Origin of the sequence: Streptococcus sp. CF8-6 (genome assembly GCF_024295845.1) — a bacterium.
GTDB classification, from domain to species: Bacteria; Bacillota; Bacilli; order Lactobacillales; family Streptococcaceae; genus Streptococcus; species Streptococcus oralis_BO.
In genome coordinates this window covers 57,614-78,169 of sequence record NZ_JANCOF010000004.1, presented here as the reverse complement: position 1 = coordinate 78,169, position 20,556 = coordinate 57,614, and the positions used below count along the sequence as shown (strand labels likewise).

The window sequence follows — 20,556 nt, the reverse complement described above, 5'->3', positions numbered from 1 at the left end:
GCCAAAATTCAGCTTTTTTTGCATAAATCTTCTGTGGCTACCTTTTTGTTTTTTGTTCGAGATGCATGCTTGATGATCCAAGCACAACTTGGACTCAGCTCCTCCTTTTGCCAAGTTTGAAGAATCCTTTCAAACTTATCAGGATCTTCCTTGTACAAATCATTTAGATTATTGGCTACACTTTTTTGAATGGACTTGTCTCTATCATCCTTTAGATTGGTCAGAATAGTGGTAAAATCCTCAAAATAATCCAATACCACGGTTTGTCTCTTAGCCCAAGGCAGACGGATACGCATGCATTCGCTGGCAAGTCTGCGAACGCGCAAATTTTCATCCTGACTCCATTCTAACAGCAAAACCATTGTATCTTTAGGATAACGAGCCAGCAAGGGTCTCATGGAAAATTCTCCAGTAAATCGCTTGGTTAGTTCCTTACTAAAGGCCGCGCTCAATTCAAATTCCTTGTCCCCAAATAGCTCTACATATTTTCCGATTGGCCAAAGCCAATATCCTTCTGAGAACATACCTAAACCACCCTCTAACTCAGGACCCAAAATTTTCTCAAAAACCTTGAGAGAGTCCTCATAAGATAGGGGAAGGCAATCTTTGATACTTTTAGCCAAAAGTTCTTGACGCTGGCTAAACTCCAACTCTTCCAAGTCTTTTTCCAGCAATAAGCTAAATTTTTGTCCATCAAAGTCAAGGGACGCTTCTTGCAACCTTTGACTCAAATCCCTAGCATAAGCCAAGTCATAATAATCTTTTACTTTCTTCGCCATTTTTCAAATCCCTTAATCTTCGTTTTACGGGACTTATTATATCATACAGATAGCCCGTCAACAAAATTATTTTTATATCTCCAACTATTTTAACAAGGAAGAAAAAAGGACTAGAAACTAGTCTAGCCCTTCATTTTTTTATGTTTAATTTCCCAAGAATACAGGCAATATCCCAAAATACCAAAAGAGATTGATCCAGAAGGCCAAGCAAAAGATAATTCCAAAGATGAGAAGACTGAATTTTTTAATCAGCACGGAGTATAGGATAGATAAAACACCAAAAACCACAAAGAGTTTTCTCATAACGAAATAATATACTGAAACTCCTCCTATTTGCCAATCCCAAGGAAGAAAAAACATGAGGAACCAGAGAAGGCAAATCGTAAGGATATATCTCTTGTAGTGCGCTTCAAGAAAGGCTTTTGTTTTCTCCATAGCAAACCTCCATTTGAGTCACTGTCTCTTCCCTTTTATTATACCAAAAAAACCTGGAAAAAGCTTTCCAGGTTCGGGTTTGAAATCACTAGTCTTACTAGAGAAATTACTTTATTCATAGGCTGATTCACTTTATTGACTTGATGAAGATGTTCCAAAATCGACCTTAGGAACTGTCTTGGCTTCTTCAGTTTCTTTAAAGGTTTCAGCTTCTTTAAAGTTCATCATATTCGCAAAAAGCACGGTTGGAAAACTTCTCAACTTTTGATTGTACTCGGCTGCGACTTTATTATAATCCTTGCGTGCTACAAAGATACGATTTTCACTGCCTGAAAGTTCGACCATTAGTTGCTCAACATTTTGATTGCTCTTGAGTTCTGGATAATTCTCCGTCAAGGAAATCAAGCGGGAAAGAGCTGAGCTCAACTCTCCCTGAGCCTTTTGGTTTTCTTCCGAAGTTACTGAGCTACTACCGATTTTAGCTCTAGCATCAGCAATCTTGGTAAAGACTTCGGTTTCATGATTCATTTGTCCTTTAACGGACTCCACCAAGTTACCAATCAAGTCCGAACGACGTTGGAGGGCTGTCGAGACATCGGCCTGAGCCTGCTCCACTTTAGTCTGTTCACCAACTAGACCATTATAGGTCGTTACTGCGGAAAAACTTCCCAGAACTAGTAGTCCAAAGAAAATCGCCACTATTGAGAGAATTACTTTATTTTGTTTCATATCAAAACCTTAACACTTTCTTTTATCAACTTTTCTGAGAAAATACTCAGATTTTAAATCAATTTCCCAAACTTTGTTTTTATTTTTAATTAAGGAGTGAACTCTTGCAAAGGAGTCACCTAACTGTATGGAGAAATCGGTTTGAGCAATATATGATTACTCACCAGTCATCAGACGAACCGCCGCCATCGAAGCCACCGCCGTCCCAGCCTCCAGATGAATCGGAGCCCGAGTCAGACCAAGAGGATCCTGAATCTGATGAGTCACCGCCCCACCAGCCACCGCCAGAATCATCTCCACGTGAACCACGAGCACCAAATAGAAATCCGATAATCATCACGATGAAGTAAATGAGAACTCCAAATACGATAACTCCGTCATTTGAACTGCTTTTTCGGTTCCGTTTTGAAGATCGACTCTCAGCTGTATACTTTTCAATTTCTCTTAGACGACTAGAATTAGTAGCATAGTCGTAACTACTTTTAGAACTTGAAGCAGTCGTACTCGATCCACTATAAAACATGTAGTTGAGATTGTTGACTATTGAGAGAACACCCTTGTTATAGTCACCATTTTTAAAGTAAGGTCGTGCTGTTTTCAAAAATCTATTGGTCTGATAGTCCGTGATCTTACTGGCCACATTATTACTGGTTTCAATCCGTGATTTTCTATCTTGGACTGCTACCACAATCAAGACACCATTGTTGTCTCCCGAGTAGCCAATCTTCCAAGCTCTAGCTGTTTCATTGGCGACAGTTTCGATTGTTTCTCCATCCAGGCTTTTCACAACGTAGACACCCATCTGGAATTTTTCTGATTTTTTACTATTGACGTTATTCAATTCCCGTATCTGACTTATAGTCTCATCCGTTAAATAATGATCCGGGTCATAGATCCCGAACTCAGGTTTTTCAGGTGCTGTGAATGCTGACAGGAAGAGAAAGACCATCAGCAACCCAAGCAAGCGAACCAAGAAACTATGTTTAAATAATCTACTTCTTTTCATAATAACCTCCCTGATAAAGGAAAATTGATTTAAGGAATTATAGCATTTTGATTTTTACAAAGAAAGTGCATTTTCATTACAAATAGATTACAAAAGCTAGGAAAATGATTGAATTTTGATGACAGATTTCTCCTCCAATTTGACAGCTTCTTTTCTCCCTTTTTAGACAGAAAAAAGAAGACTATGAAGTCTTCTCTTAGTTTGTTTTTGCAGAAAAACAAGCAAGACTTACTTACGTTTTCTTGCAATGAGATGGATTGGTGTTCCCTCAAAGACAAAGGCCTTGCGGATTTGATTTTCTAAGAAACGCAGGTAAGAGAAGTGCATGAGTTCTTCTTCATTGACAAAGATGACAAAGGTTGGTGGTTTTGTTGCCACTTGGGTTGCGTAGAAGATTTTGAGGCGTTTCCCTTTGTCTGTCGGTGTTGGATTGATAGCAATGGCATCCATAATGACATCGTTCAAGACAGCTGATGGAATTCGGGTGTTTTGACTTTCACTGATTTGCTTGATCATCTCAGGCAGTTTATGGAGACGTTGCTTGGTCAAAGCGGATACAAAGACAATCGGTGCATAAGGCAGATATTGGAACTGCTCACGGATATCTTCTTCCCATTTCTTCATGGTGTGGTTGTCTTTCTCAAGTGTATCCCACTTATTGACTACGATAATCATCCCTTTACCAGCTTCATGGGCAAATCCTGCGATACGCTTGTCGTATTCACGGATACCTTCTTCCGCATTGAGGACCATCAAAACCACGTCAGAACGGTCAATGGCACGCATAGCACGCATGACAGAGTATTTCTCCGTATTTTCATAGACTTTACCAGACTTGCGCATACCCGCTGTATCAATCATGGTAAACTCTTGTCCATCTGTATCTGTAAAGTGGGTATCAATGGCGTCACGCGTTGTTCCAGCAACAGGACTAGCAATCACGCGGTCTTCTCCTAAAATGGCATTGATCAAACTTGATTTTCCAACGTTAGGACGGCCAATCAAACTGAATTTAATCACGTCTGGATTTTCTTCTTCAACTTCGTGTGGTAGATTTTCCACAATGGCATCCAGCACATCACCCGTACCGATACCGTGGACAGACGAAATTGGCAGGGGTTCGCCTAATCCTAGCGCATAGAAATCAAAGATATCATTTCGCATTTCTGGGTTGTCAACCTTGTTAACGGCAAGGATAACAGGTTTATGGGTCTTATAAAGTTTACGGGCTACGTATTCGTCCGCATCTGTGATTCCTTCTTTTCCAGATACCACAAAAACGATGACATCCGCTTCTTCCATAGCAATTTCTGCTTGGTGCTTGATTTGCTCCATGAAGGGAGCATCGACATCGTCAATTCCTCCTGTATCTATCATACTAAAGGAACGATTGAGCCACTCACCCGTTGCATAGATACGGTCTCGTGTCACACCCTCAACATCTTCTACGATTGAGATCCGCTCACCAGCGATTCGATTAAATAGGGTTGATTTCCCAACATTGGGACGTCCCACAATGGCAATAGTTGGTAAGGCCATGTTTTCTCACTTTCTACAATAACTTTTTCTGTTCCAGATTTTTTCGAGTTGAACTAGGTTCGGCTTGGCCAAACTGCTCTGCTAAACGCTGACTCCAAGAGGTCGTCGCACGCGCACCAGCATAGTCTGCCTGAACTTGGTCATAGTCCAAAATCGCTGCTACTGGCTGTTCTTGGTATTCTTCTTCAAATACCACTTGGCTCAAAGGTAATCTTGGTTTAACATCGTGTTGTTGATTTGGCACACCAAGGGCAATTCCAAAAACAGGGTAGGTATAATCAGGCAGGTTAAAGAGCTCTGCCACTTCTTCCGACTTGTAACGGACTAAACCGATGACAACACCACCATAGCCCAGGCTCTCTGCTGCAAGCAAGGTATTTTGCCCAGCAAGTGCCGCGTCTACAGACGTGATAAGGAGACCTTCCACTCCTTGAGGTCGGAAAGCATCCGTATGAAGGCTTGCTCCCTTTTCAGCTCGGTTCAAGTCGCCGACAAAGAGCAAAAAGGCAGCTGACTGGCGAATGGCTTCCTGGGGAACCAATTCATAAAGAGCATCTTTCTTCTCTTGACTGCGCACAAGAATCACAGAGTAGGATTGGAAATTTTTCCAAGACGACGCCATTTGTCCAGCAGTCAATATCTCTTCCAAGTCTGCTTGGGGAATTTCTTGCTCCTTAAAACGACGAACTGAAGTATGAGCTTTCATCAGTTTAATGGTTTCTGTCATCGGCGATTTTCTCCTTCTAGTCTCGTTTCCTCAGCCAAATAACGGATTCGTTCCATGACCCGTCTAGCTTCCCAAGTCTCGTCATTTCCATTCTTTCCTTTGGCAAAATGTTTTTCCAAATCTTGGAAATTAAAGTTGGAAGTAAAGAAGGTCGGCAAATCTTCCTGCATGCGGTACTGAAGAATGACTTGGAGAATCTCATCACGTACCCAAGGAGTCGACTGCTCTGCACCAATATCATCCAATACCAAGACTTCTGCTAACTTGATGTCATCCACCAAGGTCTTCACAGAACCTTCACCGATGGCATTTTTCACATCAATGACAAAACTTGGATAATGAAGAATCGTCGTTGATGCCCCACGTTTTTCAGATAGGTCGTGAGCTAGGGCTGCCATCATGAAACTCTTACCAACACCAAAATCTCCGTAAAGATAGAGGCCTTTTCGGATGCTTGGGTAAAGGTCAACAAAGGAATAGAGTCTCTCAAAAATCGGTAACCGTCCTAGATCATCTAGGTCAATCTGAGCTAATTTCGCTTTCTTGAGACTTGCTGGTAGATTGATCAACTTAAGGCGATTCTTAATTGCAGCCTCTTTTTCTGCCGCGATTAGTTCTGGTGTTTCTTCATAAGACACATCCGCATAACCGTGATTCATGACCAAGATAGGCTTGTAGCCACGCGCTATATAGTCCGCATCCCCACGAAGAAACTTATCCCGTTCTGTGATATATTGGTTGAACTTGGAGATGCTACGATTCAACTCCTCTGGACTGAGGGATTCTTTCTGGATAAAATCCGCTACATCGGGGTCCTTCATGATCTGCTTAACCAAGTCCTGATACTGAAAACGACTTGTCTGACGTTTGATTACATCACCAACACTTTCCATCTAGTCTCCTCCTTCTTCTAATCGGGCTAACATTTCTTGTTTTTTGCGTTCTAGTTCCAGACGAGTTTCCTCACTGGTTTGATTCTTGTATTCTGGATTACTCCACTTAGGAACATTTGTCTTAGTTGAGCTAGCCTTGTTTTTCTGTTCTTCTTGCCCTTTTTGCTGGTGTTCTCGAATCCGAAGCACAGCTTCTTCTGCTGTTCGAATTTTTTGGTAAGCATAGTCATTAGCGACCTTCATGGCATATTTTTCATTGACATTAGCCGAATCAACCTTGTTAAAAGTTAGAAGCAAGACGATATTGATGACTTCGTCCAACAAGCCTAAAGACGCCATCTGGTGAAGGAGTTCTCTTTCGCTCTGGGTGATGTTCCCCTTACGCGTTTGCTTGATTTCCGCTAAAAAGTGCAGGGGAGTTTTATTTTTGGCTTCCCTGATAATGGTCATTTCTTTGGGGCTAAAGTCAGAAGTCGCTGGTTTTTGTGCTATCTTTTCACGCATGCGTTTGACTGAAATAACCTGAGCCACTGTAGTCGCCTTGGCTAATTGATAGGTTTCAAACCAGGTCCATTTTTTTTCATCTGCGATGGCAAACAATTCCAAAACATCCGCCTGCTCGTCTTCAAAACGCAAGCCATCTCGAGCCATCAGGCGCTGGAAATGTTCCAAGTCAAAATCATTTTTTAACTTGCTTTTAGACTCGCTTGGTGTCACTTCTTCAGTCAGGGTTGGAAAGACTTGGCTCAAAGAAACAGAGAGTGCTTCTCCCTCACTTGGAGCTTGCTTCATAGAAGCAAGCGCAGTATCCCCAATCTTTCTCTCCAAGAGTCTGCTATAGACAGAATGACTTAAAAAATCCTGAATAGTTAGGGGAGAATGAAGCTGCAATTCATAGGTTTCTCCCTTCTGATAAAGGGTCAACAAATCCAAAGCAGATAAGACTTTAAAGGATTGGAGCAAGGTAGGTATGCCAAAGTTTAAGTGGTTGAGAACATGGGAAAAGAGATGTTCCTTTTGCCCACCATCCCAAAAGGTAATGGCGTATAGATAGAGGCTCAGTGCCTCCTGACCGATAATCGGGAGGTAGCACTGTACCAGAGAAGAGGTATCTTGCGACACCCGATTATTCTTTAGAAAAGAAAAACGGTCATTTGGTTTCATCTATTTTTCCTTTTTCTTCTTAGAGGACTGGGTGATCTGCTGGAGAAGGCTCTCCAACTCACTCACATCCTTAAAGCTACGGTAAACACTAGCAAAACGAACATAGGTAATCTCATCAAGCTCTGCCAATTCTTCCATGACTAAAGACCCAATATATTCACTTTGGATCTCATTCTCACTGCGACTACGGAGTTTTTGCTCGATGCGATTGACCACCATGCCGATTTCATCACTTGAAACAGGGCGTTTCTGGGCTGAGCGGATAATCCCATTAAAGATTTTATCTCTCGAAAACTGCTCACGTGTACCGTCTTTTTTGACGACAACCAGCGTTCTTTCTTCTACTCGTTCATAGGTTGTAAAACGATGCTGGCACTCGTCGCACTCACGTCTTCGGCGGATGGTATTTCCTTCTTCGGCTTGTCGACTATCAACAACACTTGACTTTGTAGCCCCACATTTTGGACAACGCATGCATTTCCCTCCTTATCGTTTTCTTTTCATTATACCATTTTTTGAGCAATTCCCAAAACAATTCTTATTTTTACTTGACAAGTTTTTTGTTTTATTGCATTATTTAATTAGAACAATAAAGACAAAGAAAGGAGACTATGATGTCCTGGTCATTTGATAATACAAAACCGATTTATTTACAGATTATGGAAAAAATCAAATTACAGATTGTTTCCCATGAACTGGAACCCAACCAACAGCTCCCAACCGTGAGAGAACTGGCGAGCGAGGCTGGGGTCAATCCCAATACCATCCAGCGCGCCTTGTCTGACCTCGAACGTGAAGGATTTGTATACAGCAAGCGGACAACTGGTCGTTTTGTCACCGAGGATTTGGACCTCATCGTTCAGTCCCGCAAACAACTTTCCGAGGAGCAACTGCAACACTTCGTCTCTTGCATGCTTCAATTTGGCTACAAAAAAGAAGAACTGCCAAATGTATTAAGTGACTATATCAAAGGAGTTTAAGACTATGACACTACTAGCACTTGAAAATGTAACAAAATCATATGGAGCAACTGCGGCACTTGACAATATCTCACTAGAGATCTCAGCCGGAAAGATTGTCGGACTCCTTGGACCAAACGGATCCGGAAAAACAACCTTGATCAAACTGATCAATGGCCTCCTTCAACCAAATAAAGGACGTGTCCTCATTAACGGACAGGATCCAAGTCCTGCTACCAAGGCGATCGTATCCTACCTACCAGATACAACCTACCTCAATGAAGAGATGAAGGTTAAGGATGCTCTAACCTATTTTAAAACCTTCTACCAGGATTTCAATCTCGAAAAAGCCCAACACCTGCTAGCTGATCTTGGTATTGATGAAAACAGTCGCTTAAAGAAATTATCAAAAGGGAACAAGGAAAAGGTCCAACTCATCTTGGTTATGAGTCGTGAAGCCCGCCTCTACGTTCTTGACGAACCAATCGGAGGTGTAGATCCAGCTGCCCGTGATTATATCCTTAATACCATCATCAACAACTACTCACCAACCTCTACGGTGCTGATTTCAACCCACTTGATTTCAGATATTGAGCCAATTTTGGATGAGATTATCTTTCTCAAAGACGGAAAAGTCGTCCGCCAAGGAAATGTTGATGATATTCGTTACGAGTCAGGTGAATCAATTGACCAGCTCTTCCGCCAGGAATTTAAAGCCTAAGCAAAGGAGATTATTATGTTTTGGAATCTAGTTCGTTATGAATTTAAAAATGTCAATAAATGGTATCTGGCACTCTACGGTGCTGTGCTTGCAATTTCAGTTTTGATTGGAGCTTTTATTAGCAGCCTTAGCCAGAGTTACAATCCTAACAATGCTGCTTATTTCATCTTCTTTTTAGTACTAGTCTTTGGAGGACTCAGCGTCACTCTTTGGATTGCAACAATCTTTTTAATCATCCGAAGATTCAAGGGCAGTGTTTATGACCGCCAAGGGTACTTGACCCTGACCTTGCCTGTCTCTGAGCACCAAATCATCATCGCAAAACTTTTAGGTGGTCTTGTCTGGTCCATCTTAAGCTATATCGTCTTTATCTTGAGTATATTGATTATCTTCTTCTTAACACCAATAGAAAAAGACTTCACTGCCCTCTATAACTTCATTTCCCCTTACCTCAGCTACGGCTGGCTGTATGCGCTATCACTGTTTGTAGGTTCGATCGCATGGATTTTATCCATCTACCTCTCCATCTCTATCGGACAACTCTTTAATGAGTATCGAACAGCTATGGGGATTCTAGCCTATATCGTCATTGCCATCGTCATTGGTTATGTTTCTCTCTTTTTCCGAATTGAAAATGACTTTAACATGATGATTGGTACAGAAATTCTGCGCGATCTCTTTTTATCAGCTATCTACTATCTCGGAACCTACTATATCTTGAAAAACAAGGTTAATTTGCAATAAAAAATGCCCAGCTAGAAAGCTGGGTTTTTCTTTAACTCAATATCAAACTGGCTACTATTGGACTAACAAATACGTAGAGAATACCGGTGACACCGATAGCCAAGCCACCCATGGCTCCTGCTACAGAACCATATCGAAAGGCCGTACCCGTTCCGACAGCATGACCTGTCCCTCCAAGGGAGAGTCCGACAGCCACTGGATCGTCAATCTTCAACCACTTCAAAAGGGTTGGTCCGATCACACTGGTCAAGATCCCAGTCGCTACTACGACGACCAAGGTCACAGTCGTCAAACCTTGCAATTTTTCTGTGATTCCCACTGCCATGGCAGTTGTCACTGACTTGGGAAAGAGAGAAATGGCTAGGAAAAAATCCATGCCAAAGATTTTCGCCACTATGGCAGTGAAGCTAGTGTTGACAACTACTGCTAGCAGACTACCAAAGAGAATACTCCGTGCATGGTGCTTCATCAGATGAAAACTCTTATATAGCGGAATCCCTAGAGCTACGGTCGATGGGACTATCAAATTGTTCAGATAAACACCACCTTGGTAGTAATCTTGATAAGAAATACCCGTCGCCTTAAGGAAAATAATGATAAAAATAGCTGACAAAAGTAAGGGTGTTGTCAATGGATGGGGGAAACGTCTGTAAATCAACATACCCAATAGATAAGCTAGAATAGATAATGCAATCCCAAACAGAGGATTGGATACAAATTCGCTCATTTGGCATCTCCTTTCTCATAATCTCCCTCAAATCGTCTCTTGATAAACTGAACCACTAGGGCAATGAGGATAATGTTGATGACCGCGGCAAAAAAGACAATCAAAACGATAGGCAAGAGGTAAGGGGCAATCACATCAAACTTTTCCATGATTCCCACTGCTGGCGGTAAAAAGAGAATAGTCATATTGGCCAGCAAGAAATTCCCAACCATATTGACATGTCTGGTTCTCAGCCACTTGAACTGTAGGGCTAGAAAGAGAATAATCAAACCGATAATACTGCCTGGGATGGGCAAATGAAAGAAACTGGAAATCCCCTCTCCGATAAGAGAAATCACAAAGAGAATCATTAATTGAACATATAATTTCATCCTAAACTCCACGAAATAGACTTCTTGCATACCAGTTTACTCTTTTTTCAGAAAATTTCAAGGAAATATTGAAATTCTTCTTTCTTGCAAGGATTAGTTAAAAGTAGTATAATCATTGCATGCGCAATCATCTTGTGTTACAAAGATAATCAGTAATGACTTTGTGATTTTTACTTTGAAAAGAAAGGAGAAAGCAATGACCTATTTGGAAAAGTGGTTTGACTACAACCGCCGTCAAAAGGAAATGGAAACCTTGTTGGAAGAAACTATTGCCCAGCAGAGTGAACAAAGGTTGACCTTGAAAGAGTTTTACCTGCTCTACTATCTGGACCTAGCTGATGAAAAATCTTTACGACAGATTGACCTGCCAGATAAACTCTATCTCAGTCCGAGCGCTGTTTCTCGAATGGTGGCTCGCCTGGAAGAGAAAAACTGTGGTTTGCTTAGTCGTCGGTGTTGCGATCAGGATAGACGGGCTAGCTTTATCTGCCTGACTGACGAGGGACAGACAACTCTAGCTTACCTGCAAAAGGCTGTCGAAGAAAGACTGGAGACGAGTCTTGATTTCATTTCATAAACAGATTTTTTAAAGAAGTTGCGTGCGCAATCATTTTTCTTGACATTCCTCTTTTCAAAGAGTACAATAAAGTCAAGATCAAACAAAGGAGTTTTATATGATCGAAATTACTTATCTAGACGCCAGTAAGCAAGAGAGAACCATGACTTTCGAGTCTTACCAAGACTTTGAACGTTCTCAACACGCCTGCCTTATCGGTGTCGCAGACTATTACCCAGTTCAAAAATTAACCTACAATGGTCATGACTTGGACTACCATGGGACTTATGGAGATGTCTTCTTCTATCTCATGAAACAAGATTTAAGCCAATATAACTAAAAAAGGAGAAATACAATGGCAAAAGCAATTACAGATGCAACATTTGAACAAGAAACAAAAGACGGTTTGGTCTTGGTAGACTTCTGGGCAACTTGGTGTGGTCCATGTCGTATGCAAGGTCCAATCTTGGACAAATTGTCTGAAGAACTTTCAGAAGATGTCTTGAAAATCGTTAAAATGGACGTTGATGAAAATCCAAACACAGCTCGTGCTTTTGGAATCATGTCTATCCCAACCCTTCTCTTCAAGAAAGACGGCCAAGTGGTGAAACAAGTTGCAGGTGTTCATACTGCAGAACAAATCAAGGCCATCGTTGCTGAATTGAGCTAATCACACTAGAGACCAAGTGCTTCATTTGGTCTCTTTTTCTTGCCCTTTGCCATTTTTCAAAAAATATGCTAGACTGTATGTAGAATATTACGATGTTTGGGACATGCCATCGCTAAAAAAAACCTCTACTTGGTATTTTTTAGCTCCCCTCAAGGGAGCTTTTTGCGTGCTCTGAACATTTCCCATTTTGGAAGGAGTACTATGAAACGTCAATCAGCCTTGGTCGTCTTTAGTGGCGGTCAAGATTCCACAACCTGCCTCTTTTGGGCTAAAGAACACTATGAAACAGTCGAAGCCGTCACCTTTGCCTACGGCCAACGCCATCATCTCGAAATTCAAGTTGCTGAAGAAATCGCTAAGGAACAAGGTATTCGTCATCACATCCTAGATATGTCTCTGCTGGGACAAATCACTGAAAATGCCCTGACCTCTGATATGGAAATCGAGCAAAAAGAGGGAGAGCTTCCCAATACCTTCGTTGACGGCCGCAACCACCTCTTTCTATCCTTTGCAGCAGTTCTTGCCAAGCAACGAGGCATTAAAGACATCGTGACAGGTGTCTGTGAGACAGATTTTTCAGGCTACCCTGACTGCCGGGATGTCTTTGTCAAATCTCTCAATGTCACGCTCAACCTTGCCATGGATTACGATTTTGTTATCCAAACACCTCTCATGTGGCTAGACAAGGCTGAAACTTGGGGATTAGCCGACCAACTCAGTGCCTTTGACTATGTTCGTGAAAAGACCTTGACCTGCTACAATGGGATTATCGGAAGTGGATGTGGGGATTGCCCAGCCTGCCACCTGCGTCAGCATGGCCTTGATGTTTATCTCTCACAGAAAGGAGAGAGCTAATGTTTTTTGCACCCAAAGAAATCAAACAGGAAACTGGGGAATCTCTTGTCTACAATCCTCACAGAACCTTAGTTTCAAAAGAGTTTACTTTCGACGCTGCCCACCACCTCTTTCACTATGAGGGAAAATGCAAATCCCTGCACGGCCACACTTATCATCTGCAGATTGCTATTAGTGGATTTTTAGATGAACGGGGCATGACCTACGACTTTGGAGATATTAAAGCTATCTACAAGGACTACATTGAACCCCACTTGGATCATCGCTATCTCAATGAAACCCTGCCTTATATGAACACGACCGCTGAAAACATGGTTTACTGGATTTTCCAAACCATGAGACAAGAGTTGCCAGACGAGCGCGGTCTCCGTATGGAATACGTTCGTCTCTATGAGACTCCGACTGCCTTTGCGGAGTTTAGACGGGAGTGGTTAGATGACTAGGGAACGTGTCCTCAAACTACCAGTTCTGGAAATTTTTGGCCCTACCTTTCAAGGTGAAGGTCGTGCTATCGGGCAGAAAACCATGTTTGTCCGCACTGGTGGTTGCGACTACCACTGCGACTGGTGCGACTCTGCCTTTACTTGGGATGGTTCTGAAAAACCAACTCGCATGACCGCTGACGAGGTCATTGCTGCATTAGATAAGCTAGGAAGCTACGACTACGTTACCTTGTCTGGCGGAAATCCTGCTATCCTAGCAGCCAACATGGCTGAACTCGTCACCAAGCTTAAAGAACGTGGTGTCACTCTGGCTGTTGAGACCCAAGGTTCCCGCTGGCAAAATTGGTTAAAAGATATCGACCAGGTTACTCTGAGTCCCAAACCTCCTTCATCCAAGATGGAAGTCAACTTCGAAACCTTAGACTTTATCGTTTCCCAATTGGATCCAGATAAGGTCACCTTTAAGATCCCTGTCTTTGATGATGCCGATTTGGCCTTTGCCAAAGGGATTCAAGAACGTTACCAACCAGATGTTCTTTTCTTATCGGCTGGAAATCCTGAGCCCAAGGCTACAGGTAATATTGTCCAAGACCAACTGGACCGCCTCAAAGAACTCTGGGAACGTATCGCTGCTGACGATAGCTGGGGCAATGTCCGCGTCCTTCCTCAACTTCATACCCTCCTCTACGACAACCAACGTGGTGTTTAAATTAGAAAGAAAAAATCATGTCACAACAAGAAGAATTGAAAAACCTAAGCCTCCTCGGCAACAAAGAAACCAACTACATTTTTGACTATCAACCAGAAGTCCTCGAATCCTTTGACAATCGTCATGTGGAAAATGACTATTTCATCAAATTCAACTGTCCTGAATTTACCTCACTTTGTCCTATTACGGCTCAGCCAGACTTTGCGACCATTTATATTTCCTACATTCCTGACAAGCTCTGTGTCGAGTCAAAATCTCTCAAACTCTACCTCTTTAGCTACCGAAATCATGGGGATTTTCACGAAAACTGTATCAACACCATCGGGAAAGACTTGGTCAACTTGCTAGACCCTCGCTATTTAGAAGTCTGGGGAAAATTCACTCCACGCGGTGGCATTTCAATCGACCCTTACTACAACTACGGTAGACCTGGAACCAAGTATGAAGGCCTGGCAGAACAACGCCTCTTCCAACACGACCTTTATCCAGAGAAAATTGACAACCGCTAAACCGATACGAAAAAGCCCTGTTCCTCAAGCTGAGGAGCAAGGCTTTTTGAGTTTCAATTATTCTTCTGTTCCAAGGAAGTTTTTAGCAACAAGGGCTGCAAGAATACCACCAACGATTGGAGCAAGGATGAAAATCCAAACTTGTTGAAGAGCTGCGCCACCGACCAAAACAGCAGGTGCCAAGCTACGAGCTGGGTTCACTGAAAGTCCAGTAATGTTCAAGCCAACAAGAATCATGGCCATCAAGGACAAACCAATCACCAAACCAGCGATTGCGGCATTGCCCTTACTTGCTGAAGTGACAGTCATGATAACTAGGACAAACAAGAAAGTTGCGATAACTTCAAACAAGAATCCACCAAAGACAGTAACACCGTTTGCCAAGGCATTTTCACCAAGACTAGCAGTTGACATGCCTGAGTTAGACAAGAGGAAGAATACTGCAGCTGACGCAAGGAAAGCTCCAACTACTTGTCCAAGGATATAGTTTACAAGCTCAGAAGATGACAAACGTTTGTTTACAAACATAGCGATTGAAACAGCTGGATTCAAGTGAGCACCTGAAACAGTTCCGATTGAGTAAGCTGCGACTACGATGGCCAAGCCAAAAGCAAAAGCAATTCCAAGGTGTCCAAGGCCATCAAGACCTTTTCCAAAAACAACGGCTCCTGTTCCGATGAACACAAGCATAAATGTACCGATTAATTCAGCAACAAATTTTTTCATGATAAGTCTCCTTTTTTTCAAACTATGTATTAGTCTATCAAAAGAAGGAAAGGGTTTCAAGAAAATTGACTGGAAAGTTCTTTGAAAATCATGAAACGACTCGCTTATCCTTAGTACTGAAAAGATTGAATGGCTTCTTTCAAGGCATCTTGTATACTATTTCTCTGGTCAAGTTGGATATAGACTTCCAACAGACAGGATCTGAAGTTGGAAAATTTATAAAAATCTTCGGTCTCTTCTATCGGAAAGTCAACCGTTTTTATCCAAGAGGCTACTTGTTCTTGCTCTAATTTTCCTTGCAAAATGGGTTCATAAAGTACTCTCGCTAACCGCCAGTCCTCATCATTTGTAAAACGAATGGGAATTCTTTTAAATAGTTGGTCAAGTACATCAAATACTTCATGAACTCTGTTATTAGGAAAATCTGGATGACAAAGGACTTCAGTCAAGAGATCAGCTCCATGAGCAAAAGCATGAACCCAACCATACTGATGATGGTAGCCCGTCGTCTCTTTTTCCTTTGTAAGATAGTGTAAGCCTTGATTTAGCATGGTAGCCCTTATAGGAGAAGGCAACTGCTGGTAATAAAGTGATTCCTTAGTACCATCGCAGGACAGTAGATTGGCATAAATAAGCGCCCTAAAAGAACGTTTAAGAGCCGAAACTCCTCTACTATCAATCTCTTTGTATAAACCTTCATCAGAGGAGACCTCTTCTGAGATAAACTGAAACTGCTCAAGGGAAAACAACTCTTCTTGAATCCCTCTAGCCAAACTCGTAAAAACAAGTTCGTCTCGAATTTCTGGAGAGGGATCTCCCAAATGCTCGATCAACCACTGAATTTCTTCTCGGCTATAGCTTGGTTTTTCTTCTGTCACTTTTCTTTGTAATTTTTTACGCATCTCAAGTACCTCTACATTTCTAGCAACTGTTCAACAAACCAGCCCAAGATAACTTTCCGTCTTATTCTCTTTTAGATGGACGTTTCCCTGCTGCAATCGCATCTGCTTCTGTCATCTCAACAACGTTAGCTTTATTCGTTTTTGAAGGCATTCTATCCTTACTATACCAATAAACTTTTGATTTCCCATGGTCTGCAACATAGACAATTCTATCTTGCTGTTGAGCTTTGGTTTCAGCTTCACGCGCAGCTCTTTTTTCTTCTTCTTTTTGAGAAATTAACGACTCAACTGCACCTATTCTATCAAGCAACTCTGTCTTTTTATCATTATTTTCAATCTGATTAACTGTCTCTTTAGCAGACTTCACTTGACTCGCATCTTGACTGTCTTCCAATTGTTTGACTAAGGTTTCACCTTTTTCTTGCAACTCCTTTGCAGCTTTTTCTTTGGCAATTCTCTCTTCTTCTACTTTTTCTTTAGCTTTTTTCTCTTCTTCGATTCGTTTTGCTTCCTCTATACTAGATGAAGTATCTGTGGTTGAAGCTGTCGAAGTAGTAGATGTCGCAGTCTGCTTAGTTTCTGACTGAGAAGATGAAATTTTCTTTGTGACTGTCGGAGTTTGAAGAGCAACTGCAACAAAACTGACAATGAAAAGCCCAATCATTAGATTTCTTTTTCGAATATCTGGTGCTTTCTTTACAAAATACCAAATACCAACTCCGCTCAAAACAAGATAGAGAGTAGGTAGAGCAATCAATAAAATGATTCCCAATAAAACTAGACCAATTTTGATAAAATGCATTCTTTTGGGATCTTGCTCTAGCCATTCTTTGATTCTATTCATATTATTCTCCTAAAACTCTGTCCAATCTTTACTCTCCCAACTCAGTACTATAGGCAATAATCTGGTCAACTGTGTCAGACAAGAATTGGATGGTATCACGAAGTGGTTTGTCTGTTGAGATATCCGCTCCGATAATCATGGCTGACTCAAGCGGTGTCTTACTACCACCTGATTTAAGGAGATTAAGCCAATCTTCAGCTCCAGTTTCTGAATGTTTCAGATGAAGATAACCTGCAGTCGAGATGACAAGACCAGCAGAGTAAGTGTAACTATACAAGCCCATGTAGTAGTGAGCTTGGCGCATCCAAGTCAGTGCCGCATCGTCATCAATTTCAATAGCATCTCCCCAGAAATCTGTCAAAACTTCCTTCATAATGCTGTTGAGTTTGCTTGCTCCAAAGGTTTCCCCTTCTTCAATCAATGTATAAACCTTACGCTGGAAGGCTGCCTCCAAGAGGTGGGTGATGAAATTATGGAAGTAGGTATCTGTCAAGCGGTGGGCAAGAGCGAAACGTTTTTGACGAGGGTCGTCAGATTGGTGCTCCAAGTAATCACTAAGAAGCAATTCATTGAAGGTTGATGGCGCTTCGACGTAGTAGGTCGACATATGAGCATTGAAGTAACTTTGGTGATTATCTGAAAAGATAAATTGACCAGAATGTCCGATTTCATGAATCAAGGTATAGACATCACTCAAACGACCAGTCCAGCTCATGAGGACATAAGGGTGCACGCGATACGGATCCGCCGCATAACCACCAGAATCCTTGCCACTATTAGCAGCAAAGTCCACCCAGCGTTCTTCTTGATAGCGCGCAACTTCCTGACAATATTCTTGTCCCAAAGGTTCTACTGACTTCATGACCAAATCATAGGCGTCATCAATAGTCACTTCAGGATTAAGGGCGCTGTCCAAGTCCAATTTCCAGTCTGCAAAGGTCATCTTTTCAAGACCATTGACCTTGGCAACATGCTTGAGGTATCTCTGAGCAACTGGCGCAAAGTCCTTCATGATGAGGTCAATCTGACGGTCAAACATGGCACGGTCCACTTCTTGCTCAGCTAGAAGATAATCAAAAACCGAGTCGTAGCCCTTCATATCTGCCAACAGTTTTTCAGACTTGACCTGAGCTAAGTAGGCTGCCGCAGCCGTATTTTGGTGCTTACGAAGTCCCTCTGAGAAAGAACGGAAAGATTTCTCACGAACCTCAGCGTCCTCGTGGTTCTGGTAGAAATTTTCATAGGTCACAAAGCTGTTTTTATAGGTCTTGCCATGGGCTTCAAAGTCAGCCATTTCAAAGTCCCCAGCTCGCATCTTAGTGTAAATGTCCTGTGGACTGTAGAAAACTTCACCGAGATTGGTCAAAGCCTTCTCCACATCGGCACCTAGATAGTGGGCTTTTTTGATTTTGGCCTGACGAATGGCTGCCGTCAAGTGAGGTAATTCACCCAAACGGTTCAAGACTTCCTCATCAGCTTCCACCAAGGCATCGTCAAAAAAGGTCAAGGCTACACTGGCATCTGTTTCAAATTCCATCCCAGCTTGGGCAATATTAGCAAAATCTTCATTGCTATAGTCTGTCGTCTGAGGCATAAAGGCGTAATTACCGATATGGCTCATCTGGATATAAATTTGCTCCAATTCCGCAAAGGCCTTCTCGAAATCCTCAAAAGTGTGAAGATTGCCCTTGTAGTCACAGCTAAATTGGTTGATGTCTTCGCGCGTTTTCTCGATTGCACGCAAGAAATCCTCACGGTCTTGGTATAGGGCTGTTAAGTCCCAAAGTTCCTTTTCTGGAAATTCTGAACGGTGTTTTTGTTCCATTTTCTTCCTCTTATTTTTCTAATTCTACTAAAACACTAAGGGCTGATAAGGCATAAAGCGGTGCTGTTTCCGCTCGCAAAATGCGAGGACCAAGACCTGCCAAGACTGCTCCTTTAGCTTCAAAACTTTCAATTTCTGCAGGTGAGAGACCGCCTTCTGGACCAAAGATAAAGAGCAATTTAGCTCCCTTTTCAAGACCAGTGACTGCTTGTAAGAGGGCCGCGGCTTCTCCCTCTTTTGCTGATTCTTCATAGGCTACTATAATAGAGTCAAACTGGTCAAACTGAGTTAGAAAATCTGCTTTCTTCTCGAAAAGCTGGATACTTGGAACGATATTACGCTTGCTTTGTTCTGCCGCTCCAAGGGCGATTTTTTCTAGTTTTTCAACCTTTTTACCCAATTTCTTACCATCCCACTTGGCGACCGACCAGTCAGCAGGAAAAGCCCAGACTTGACTGGCTCCCAGTTCCGTCACTTTTTGAGTAATAAACTCCAGCTTATCCCCCTTGGGAAATCCTGATGCAATGGTCACTTGGACTGGTAGTTCTACATTATCAGCTAATTCTTCGAGCAATTCAAACTGACGAGCTTCCACATTTAGCACGCGCGCCAAGCGCTTAATGCCATCATCAAAGACCAAAACAACCTCATCACCTTCTTTCAGGCGCATAACCTGAAACATGTGCTTGCTGGTTTCCTTGTCCTCAATGGTGATAGGTGATGTAGCACTTCCTTTTACAAAATACTGCTGCATGCTAGCCTCCAATCACACCTGAAATATCCTTAGTCTTCTTAAAGACGCAGGCATTCCATTCCCCTTGAATCATGTGGGTTTCAAGGAAAAATCCAGCTGACTCAGCCGAGTCGCGCACCATGTCCCACTTGTCCTTGATAATCCCACTCATTATCAGGTAACCTTCATCCTTGACCAAGCGATAAGCATCATCCGTCAGATGAATGAGAATATCCGCCAAGATATTAGCCACAATCACATCTGCCTCAATCTCCACACCCTTGAGCAAATCACCTGCCGCTACATGGATGTTTTCCATACCAGGGTTGAGCTCAATATTTTCCTGAGCGACTCGAACTGCCACATCATCTAGGTCGTAGGCGAAGATTTCCTTAGCACCCAGAAGCGAGCTGGCAATAGAAAGGACACCTGAACCAGTTCCCACATCAAGCACCGTTTCGCCACCACGAAGAACCTGCTCCAAGGCAAAAAGGCTCATCTTAGTGGTTGGATGCGTCCCAGTCCCAAAGGCCATGCCAGGGTCCAGCTTGATAATCTTTTCTCCCGCAGTCGCCTCATAGTCTGTCCAAGACGGCACGATGGTCAAGTCATGGGTGATACGAGCTGGCTCATAGTATTTCTTCCAGTTGTCTGCCCAGTCTTCCTCAGCCAAGGCAGTCGTCCCCATCTTGACCTCTCCTAGATCCATAAAATCGGTCAATTCTGCTAGGCGAGCCTGCAAGTCCGCCTCAACCACTGCCACATCAACTGTATCAGGATAGTAGGCGGTCACTACGATTTCTTCTTGTTGCTCAACCTCTGGGAAAATTTCACCAAAACGATCCACATTCCCCACATAGTCCATACTGTCTTTGATCGCAACACCTTGCGCACCCAGCTCAATCAAGAGATTGGAGACCAATTCCTCCCCCTCACGCTTCACTGTAACTTTTAACTCTTGCCATGTTTCCATCATTAAGATACCAAGCC

27 protein-coding genes are annotated in these 20,556 nt (G+C 42.5%); 10 read left to right on the top strand and 17 right to left on the bottom strand.

What is annotated here, in order from left to right; genetic code table 11:
• Positions 1 to 8 precede the first annotated feature (8 nt).
• The 9 genes from NML69_RS07020 to nrdR all read right to left on the bottom strand — a co-directional run bounded on the left by NML69_RS07020 (position 9) and on the right by nrdR (position 7,746).
• Complete coding sequence (locus tag NML69_RS07020; protein WP_254725992.1) at positions 9 to 779, bottom strand: DNA alkylation repair protein; 771 nt, start codon at positions 777 to 779, stop codon at positions 9 to 11.
• Between the two features lie 144 nt (positions 780 to 923).
• Positions 924 to 1,214, bottom strand: coding sequence for a hypothetical protein (locus NML69_RS07015; protein ID WP_000415959.1), 291 nt, complete (start codon positions 1,212 to 1,214; stop codon positions 924 to 926).
• A gap of 132 nt (positions 1,215 to 1,346) precedes the next feature.
• Complete coding sequence (locus NML69_RS07010) at positions 1,347 to 1,943, bottom strand: LemA family protein (RefSeq protein WP_254725990.1); 597 nt, start codon at positions 1,941 to 1,943, stop codon at positions 1,347 to 1,349.
• 160 nt (positions 1,944 to 2,103) lie between these two features.
• Positions 2,104 to 2,949 (bottom strand): YgcG family protein, encoded by an 846-nt coding sequence (locus NML69_RS07005; RefSeq protein ID WP_254725988.1) that lies wholly within the window; start codon positions 2,947 to 2,949, stop codon positions 2,104 to 2,106.
• A 228-nt stretch (positions 2,950 to 3,177) separates the two neighbouring features.
• Positions 3,178 to 4,488 (bottom strand): ribosome biogenesis GTPase Der, encoded by a 1,311-nt coding sequence (gene der, locus NML69_RS07000; protein WP_001207688.1) that lies wholly within the window; start codon positions 4,486 to 4,488, stop codon positions 3,178 to 3,180.
• A gap of 13 nt (positions 4,489 to 4,501) precedes the next feature.
• Positions 4,502 to 5,215, bottom strand: coding sequence for an NADPH-dependent oxidoreductase (locus NML69_RS06995; protein ID WP_247936372.1), 714 nt, complete (start codon positions 5,213 to 5,215; stop codon positions 4,502 to 4,504).
• Complete coding sequence (gene dnaI / locus NML69_RS06990) at positions 5,212 to 6,108, bottom strand: primosomal protein DnaI (protein ID WP_254725986.1); 897 nt, start codon at positions 6,106 to 6,108, stop codon at positions 5,212 to 5,214. The genes NML69_RS06995 and dnaI overlap by 4 nt, the downstream gene beginning before the upstream one ends.
• Positions 6,109 to 7,272: a DnaD domain protein gene (locus NML69_RS06985; RefSeq protein ID WP_254725984.1), complete on the bottom strand. Its 1,164-nt coding sequence runs from the start codon at positions 7,270 to 7,272 to the stop codon at positions 6,109 to 6,111.
• Complete coding sequence (gene nrdR / locus NML69_RS06980; protein ID WP_001203676.1) at positions 7,273 to 7,746, bottom strand: transcriptional regulator NrdR; 474 nt, start codon at positions 7,744 to 7,746, stop codon at positions 7,273 to 7,275.
• Between the two features lie 140 nt (positions 7,747 to 7,886).
• On the opposite strand from nrdR, the gene NML69_RS06975 reads away from it, so the two are divergent.
• From NML69_RS06975 to NML69_RS06965, 3 genes are read left to right on the top strand one after another with little or no spacing between them, the layout of a single operon-like run.
• Positions 7,887 to 8,252: a GntR family transcriptional regulator gene (locus NML69_RS06975; RefSeq protein ID WP_000119122.1), complete on the top strand. Its 366-nt coding sequence runs from the start codon at positions 7,887 to 7,889 to the stop codon at positions 8,250 to 8,252.
• Between the two features lie 4 nt (positions 8,253 to 8,256).
• Complete coding sequence (locus NML69_RS06970) at positions 8,257 to 8,952, top strand: ABC transporter ATP-binding protein (RefSeq protein ID WP_000173187.1); 696 nt, start codon at positions 8,257 to 8,259, stop codon at positions 8,950 to 8,952.
• A gap of 15 nt (positions 8,953 to 8,967) precedes the next feature.
• Entirely contained in the window at positions 8,968 to 9,696 is a 729-nt protein-coding gene (locus tag NML69_RS06965) for a hypothetical protein (RefSeq protein WP_000498773.1), read from the top strand.
• 31 nt (positions 9,697 to 9,727) lie between these two features.
• Here the strand turns inward: NML69_RS06965 and NML69_RS06960 are convergent, their stop codons facing one another.
• Together NML69_RS06960 and NML69_RS06955 are read right to left on the bottom strand one after the other, a co-directional pair.
• Complete coding sequence (locus NML69_RS06960; protein WP_254725981.1) at positions 9,728 to 10,423, bottom strand: LrgB family protein; 696 nt, start codon at positions 10,421 to 10,423, stop codon at positions 9,728 to 9,730.
• The gene (locus NML69_RS06955) at positions 10,420 to 10,794 is read right to left on the bottom strand and encodes a CidA/LrgA family protein (protein ID WP_000781325.1); all 375 of its coding nucleotides are present in this window, start codon (positions 10,792 to 10,794) and stop codon (positions 10,420 to 10,422) included. The genes NML69_RS06960 and NML69_RS06955 overlap by 4 nt, the downstream gene beginning before the upstream one ends.
• 196 nt (positions 10,795 to 10,990) lie before the next feature.
• Between NML69_RS06955 and NML69_RS06950 the strand changes: the two genes are divergently transcribed.
• The 7 genes from NML69_RS06950 to queF all read left to right on the top strand — a co-directional run bounded on the left by NML69_RS06950 (position 10,991) and on the right by queF (position 14,536).
• On the top strand, positions 10,991 to 11,371 hold the full coding sequence (locus NML69_RS06950) for a MarR family winged helix-turn-helix transcriptional regulator (RefSeq protein ID WP_254725979.1): 381 nt from the start codon (positions 10,991 to 10,993) through the stop codon (positions 11,369 to 11,371).
• Positions 11,372 to 11,468: 97 nt separating this feature from the next.
• The gene (locus NML69_RS06945) at positions 11,469 to 11,690 is read left to right on the top strand and encodes a DUF4649 family protein (protein WP_000570262.1); all 222 of its coding nucleotides are present in this window, start codon (positions 11,469 to 11,471) and stop codon (positions 11,688 to 11,690) included.
• A 15-nt stretch (positions 11,691 to 11,705) separates the two neighbouring features.
• Complete coding sequence (trxA, locus tag NML69_RS06940; RefSeq protein ID WP_001029581.1) at positions 11,706 to 12,020, top strand: thioredoxin; 315 nt, start codon at positions 11,706 to 11,708, stop codon at positions 12,018 to 12,020.
• Positions 12,021 to 12,221: 201 nt separating this feature from the next.
• Positions 12,222 to 12,875: a 7-cyano-7-deazaguanine synthase QueC gene (queC, locus tag NML69_RS06935; RefSeq protein WP_254725974.1), complete on the top strand. Its 654-nt coding sequence runs from the start codon at positions 12,222 to 12,224 to the stop codon at positions 12,873 to 12,875.
• Complete coding sequence (gene queD, locus NML69_RS06930; protein WP_254725972.1) at positions 12,875 to 13,318, top strand: 6-carboxytetrahydropterin synthase QueD; 444 nt, start codon at positions 12,875 to 12,877, stop codon at positions 13,316 to 13,318. Before queC ends, queD begins: the two co-directional genes overlap by 1 nt.
• Positions 13,311 to 14,027, top strand: coding sequence for a 7-carboxy-7-deazaguanine synthase QueE (queE, locus tag NML69_RS06925; RefSeq protein WP_254725970.1), 717 nt, complete (start codon positions 13,311 to 13,313; stop codon positions 14,025 to 14,027). Before queD ends, queE begins: the two co-directional genes overlap by 8 nt.
• A gap of 17 nt (positions 14,028 to 14,044) precedes the next feature.
• Complete coding sequence (queF, locus tag NML69_RS06920) at positions 14,045 to 14,536, top strand: preQ(1) synthase (RefSeq protein ID WP_254725968.1); 492 nt, start codon at positions 14,045 to 14,047, stop codon at positions 14,534 to 14,536.
• A gap of 57 nt (positions 14,537 to 14,593) precedes the next feature.
• On the opposite strand, the gene NML69_RS06915 is transcribed toward queF, so the two are convergent.
• The 6 genes from NML69_RS06915 to prmA all read right to left on the bottom strand — a co-directional run bounded on the left by NML69_RS06915 (position 14,594) and on the right by prmA (position 20,539).
• Complete coding sequence (locus NML69_RS06915; RefSeq protein WP_254725966.1) at positions 14,594 to 15,262, bottom strand: MIP/aquaporin family protein; 669 nt, start codon at positions 15,260 to 15,262, stop codon at positions 14,594 to 14,596.
• A gap of 110 nt (positions 15,263 to 15,372) precedes the next feature.
• Positions 15,373 to 16,164, bottom strand: coding sequence for a DUF2785 domain-containing protein (locus tag NML69_RS06910; RefSeq protein WP_254725964.1), 792 nt, complete (start codon positions 16,162 to 16,164; stop codon positions 15,373 to 15,375).
• 61 nt (positions 16,165 to 16,225) lie between these two features.
• Positions 16,226 to 17,008 carry a deoxyribonuclease gene (locus NML69_RS06905; RefSeq protein WP_254725962.1) on the bottom strand — a complete coding sequence of 261 codons (783 nt, stop codon included), beginning with the start codon at positions 17,006 to 17,008 and terminating at the stop codon, positions 16,226 to 16,228.
• Positions 17,009 to 17,036: 28 nt separating this feature from the next.
• Positions 17,037 to 18,833 carry an oligoendopeptidase F gene (pepF, locus tag NML69_RS06900; RefSeq protein WP_254725960.1) on the bottom strand — a complete coding sequence of 599 codons (1,797 nt, stop codon included), beginning with the start codon at positions 18,831 to 18,833 and terminating at the stop codon, positions 17,037 to 17,039.
• 10 nt (positions 18,834 to 18,843) lie between these two features.
• The gene (locus tag NML69_RS06895) at positions 18,844 to 19,587 is read right to left on the bottom strand and encodes a 16S rRNA (uracil(1498)-N(3))-methyltransferase (RefSeq protein WP_254725958.1); all 744 of its coding nucleotides are present in this window, start codon (positions 19,585 to 19,587) and stop codon (positions 18,844 to 18,846) included.
• Position 19,588: 1 nt separating this feature from the next.
• Positions 19,589 to 20,539, bottom strand: coding sequence for a 50S ribosomal protein L11 methyltransferase (prmA, locus tag NML69_RS06890; protein ID WP_302851709.1), 951 nt, complete (start codon positions 20,537 to 20,539; stop codon positions 19,589 to 19,591).
• Positions 20,540 to 20,556 lie beyond the last annotated feature (17 nt).

What these genes read in the sequence shown, in the direction of transcription:
- NML69_RS07020 (WP_254725992.1), bottom strand. Translation starts at nt 779, where the DNA reads ATGGCGAAGAAAGTAAAAGATTATTATGACTTGGCTTATGCTAGGGAT.
- NML69_RS07015 (WP_000415959.1), bottom strand. Translation starts at nt 1,214, where the DNA reads ATGGAGAAAACAAAAGCCTTTCTTGAAGCGCACTACAAGAGATATATC.
- NML69_RS07010 (WP_254725990.1), bottom strand. Translation starts at nt 1,943, where the DNA reads ATGAAACAAAATAAAGTAATTCTCTCAATAGTGGCGATTTTCTTTGGA.
- NML69_RS07005 (WP_254725988.1), bottom strand. Translation starts at nt 2,949, where the DNA reads ATGAAAAGAAGTAGATTATTTAAACATAGTTTCTTGGTTCGCTTGCTT.
- der (WP_001207688.1), bottom strand. Translation starts at nt 4,488, where the DNA reads ATGGCCTTACCAACTATTGCCATTGTGGGACGTCCCAATGTTGGGAAA.
- NML69_RS06995 (WP_247936372.1), bottom strand. Translation starts at nt 5,215, where the DNA reads ATGACAGAAACCATTAAACTGATGAAAGCTCATACTTCAGTTCGTCGT.
- dnaI (WP_254725986.1), bottom strand. Translation starts at nt 6,108, where the DNA reads ATGGAAAGTGTTGGTGATGTAATCAAACGTCAGACAAGTCGTTTTCAG.
- NML69_RS06985 (WP_254725984.1), bottom strand. Translation starts at nt 7,272, where the DNA reads ATGAAACCAAATGACCGTTTTTCTTTTCTAAAGAATAATCGGGTGTCG.
- nrdR (WP_001203676.1), bottom strand. Translation starts at nt 7,746, where the DNA reads ATGCGTTGTCCAAAATGTGGGGCTACAAAGTCAAGTGTTGTTGATAGT.
- NML69_RS06975 (WP_000119122.1), top strand. Translation starts at nt 7,887, where the DNA reads ATGTCCTGGTCATTTGATAATACAAAACCGATTTATTTACAGATTATG.
- NML69_RS06970 (WP_000173187.1), top strand. Translation starts at nt 8,257, where the DNA reads ATGACACTACTAGCACTTGAAAATGTAACAAAATCATATGGAGCAACT.
- NML69_RS06965 (WP_000498773.1), top strand. Translation starts at nt 8,968, where the DNA reads ATGTTTTGGAATCTAGTTCGTTATGAATTTAAAAATGTCAATAAATGG.
- NML69_RS06960 (WP_254725981.1), bottom strand. Translation starts at nt 10,423, where the DNA reads ATGAGCGAATTTGTATCCAATCCTCTGTTTGGGATTGCATTATCTATT.
- NML69_RS06955 (WP_000781325.1), bottom strand. Translation starts at nt 10,794, where the DNA reads ATGAAATTATATGTTCAATTAATGATTCTCTTTGTGATTTCTCTTATC.
- NML69_RS06950 (WP_254725979.1), top strand. Translation starts at nt 10,991, where the DNA reads ATGACCTATTTGGAAAAGTGGTTTGACTACAACCGCCGTCAAAAGGAA.
- NML69_RS06945 (WP_000570262.1), top strand. Translation starts at nt 11,469, where the DNA reads ATGATCGAAATTACTTATCTAGACGCCAGTAAGCAAGAGAGAACCATG.
- trxA (WP_001029581.1), top strand. Translation starts at nt 11,706, where the DNA reads ATGGCAAAAGCAATTACAGATGCAACATTTGAACAAGAAACAAAAGAC.
- queC (WP_254725974.1), top strand. Translation starts at nt 12,222, where the DNA reads ATGAAACGTCAATCAGCCTTGGTCGTCTTTAGTGGCGGTCAAGATTCC.
- queD (WP_254725972.1), top strand. Translation starts at nt 12,875, where the DNA reads ATGTTTTTTGCACCCAAAGAAATCAAACAGGAAACTGGGGAATCTCTT.
- queE (WP_254725970.1), top strand. Translation starts at nt 13,311, where the DNA reads ATGACTAGGGAACGTGTCCTCAAACTACCAGTTCTGGAAATTTTTGGC.
- queF (WP_254725968.1), top strand. Translation starts at nt 14,045, where the DNA reads ATGTCACAACAAGAAGAATTGAAAAACCTAAGCCTCCTCGGCAACAAA.
- NML69_RS06915 (WP_254725966.1), bottom strand. Translation starts at nt 15,262, where the DNA reads ATGAAAAAATTTGTTGCTGAATTAATCGGTACATTTATGCTTGTGTTC.
- NML69_RS06910 (WP_254725964.1), bottom strand. Translation starts at nt 16,164, where the DNA reads ATGCGTAAAAAATTACAAAGAAAAGTGACAGAAGAAAAACCAAGCTAT.
- NML69_RS06905 (WP_254725962.1), bottom strand. Translation starts at nt 17,008, where the DNA reads ATGAATAGAATCAAAGAATGGCTAGAGCAAGATCCCAAAAGAATGCAT.
- pepF (WP_254725960.1), bottom strand. Translation starts at nt 18,833, where the DNA reads ATGGAACAAAAACACCGTTCAGAATTTCCAGAAAAGGAACTTTGGGAC.
- NML69_RS06895 (WP_254725958.1), bottom strand. Translation starts at nt 19,587, where the DNA reads ATGCAGCAGTATTTTGTAAAAGGAAGTGCTACATCACCTATCACCATT.
- prmA (WP_302851709.1), bottom strand. Translation starts at nt 20,539, where the DNA reads ATGGAAACATGGCAAGAGTTAAAAGTTACAGTGAAGCGTGAGGGGGAG.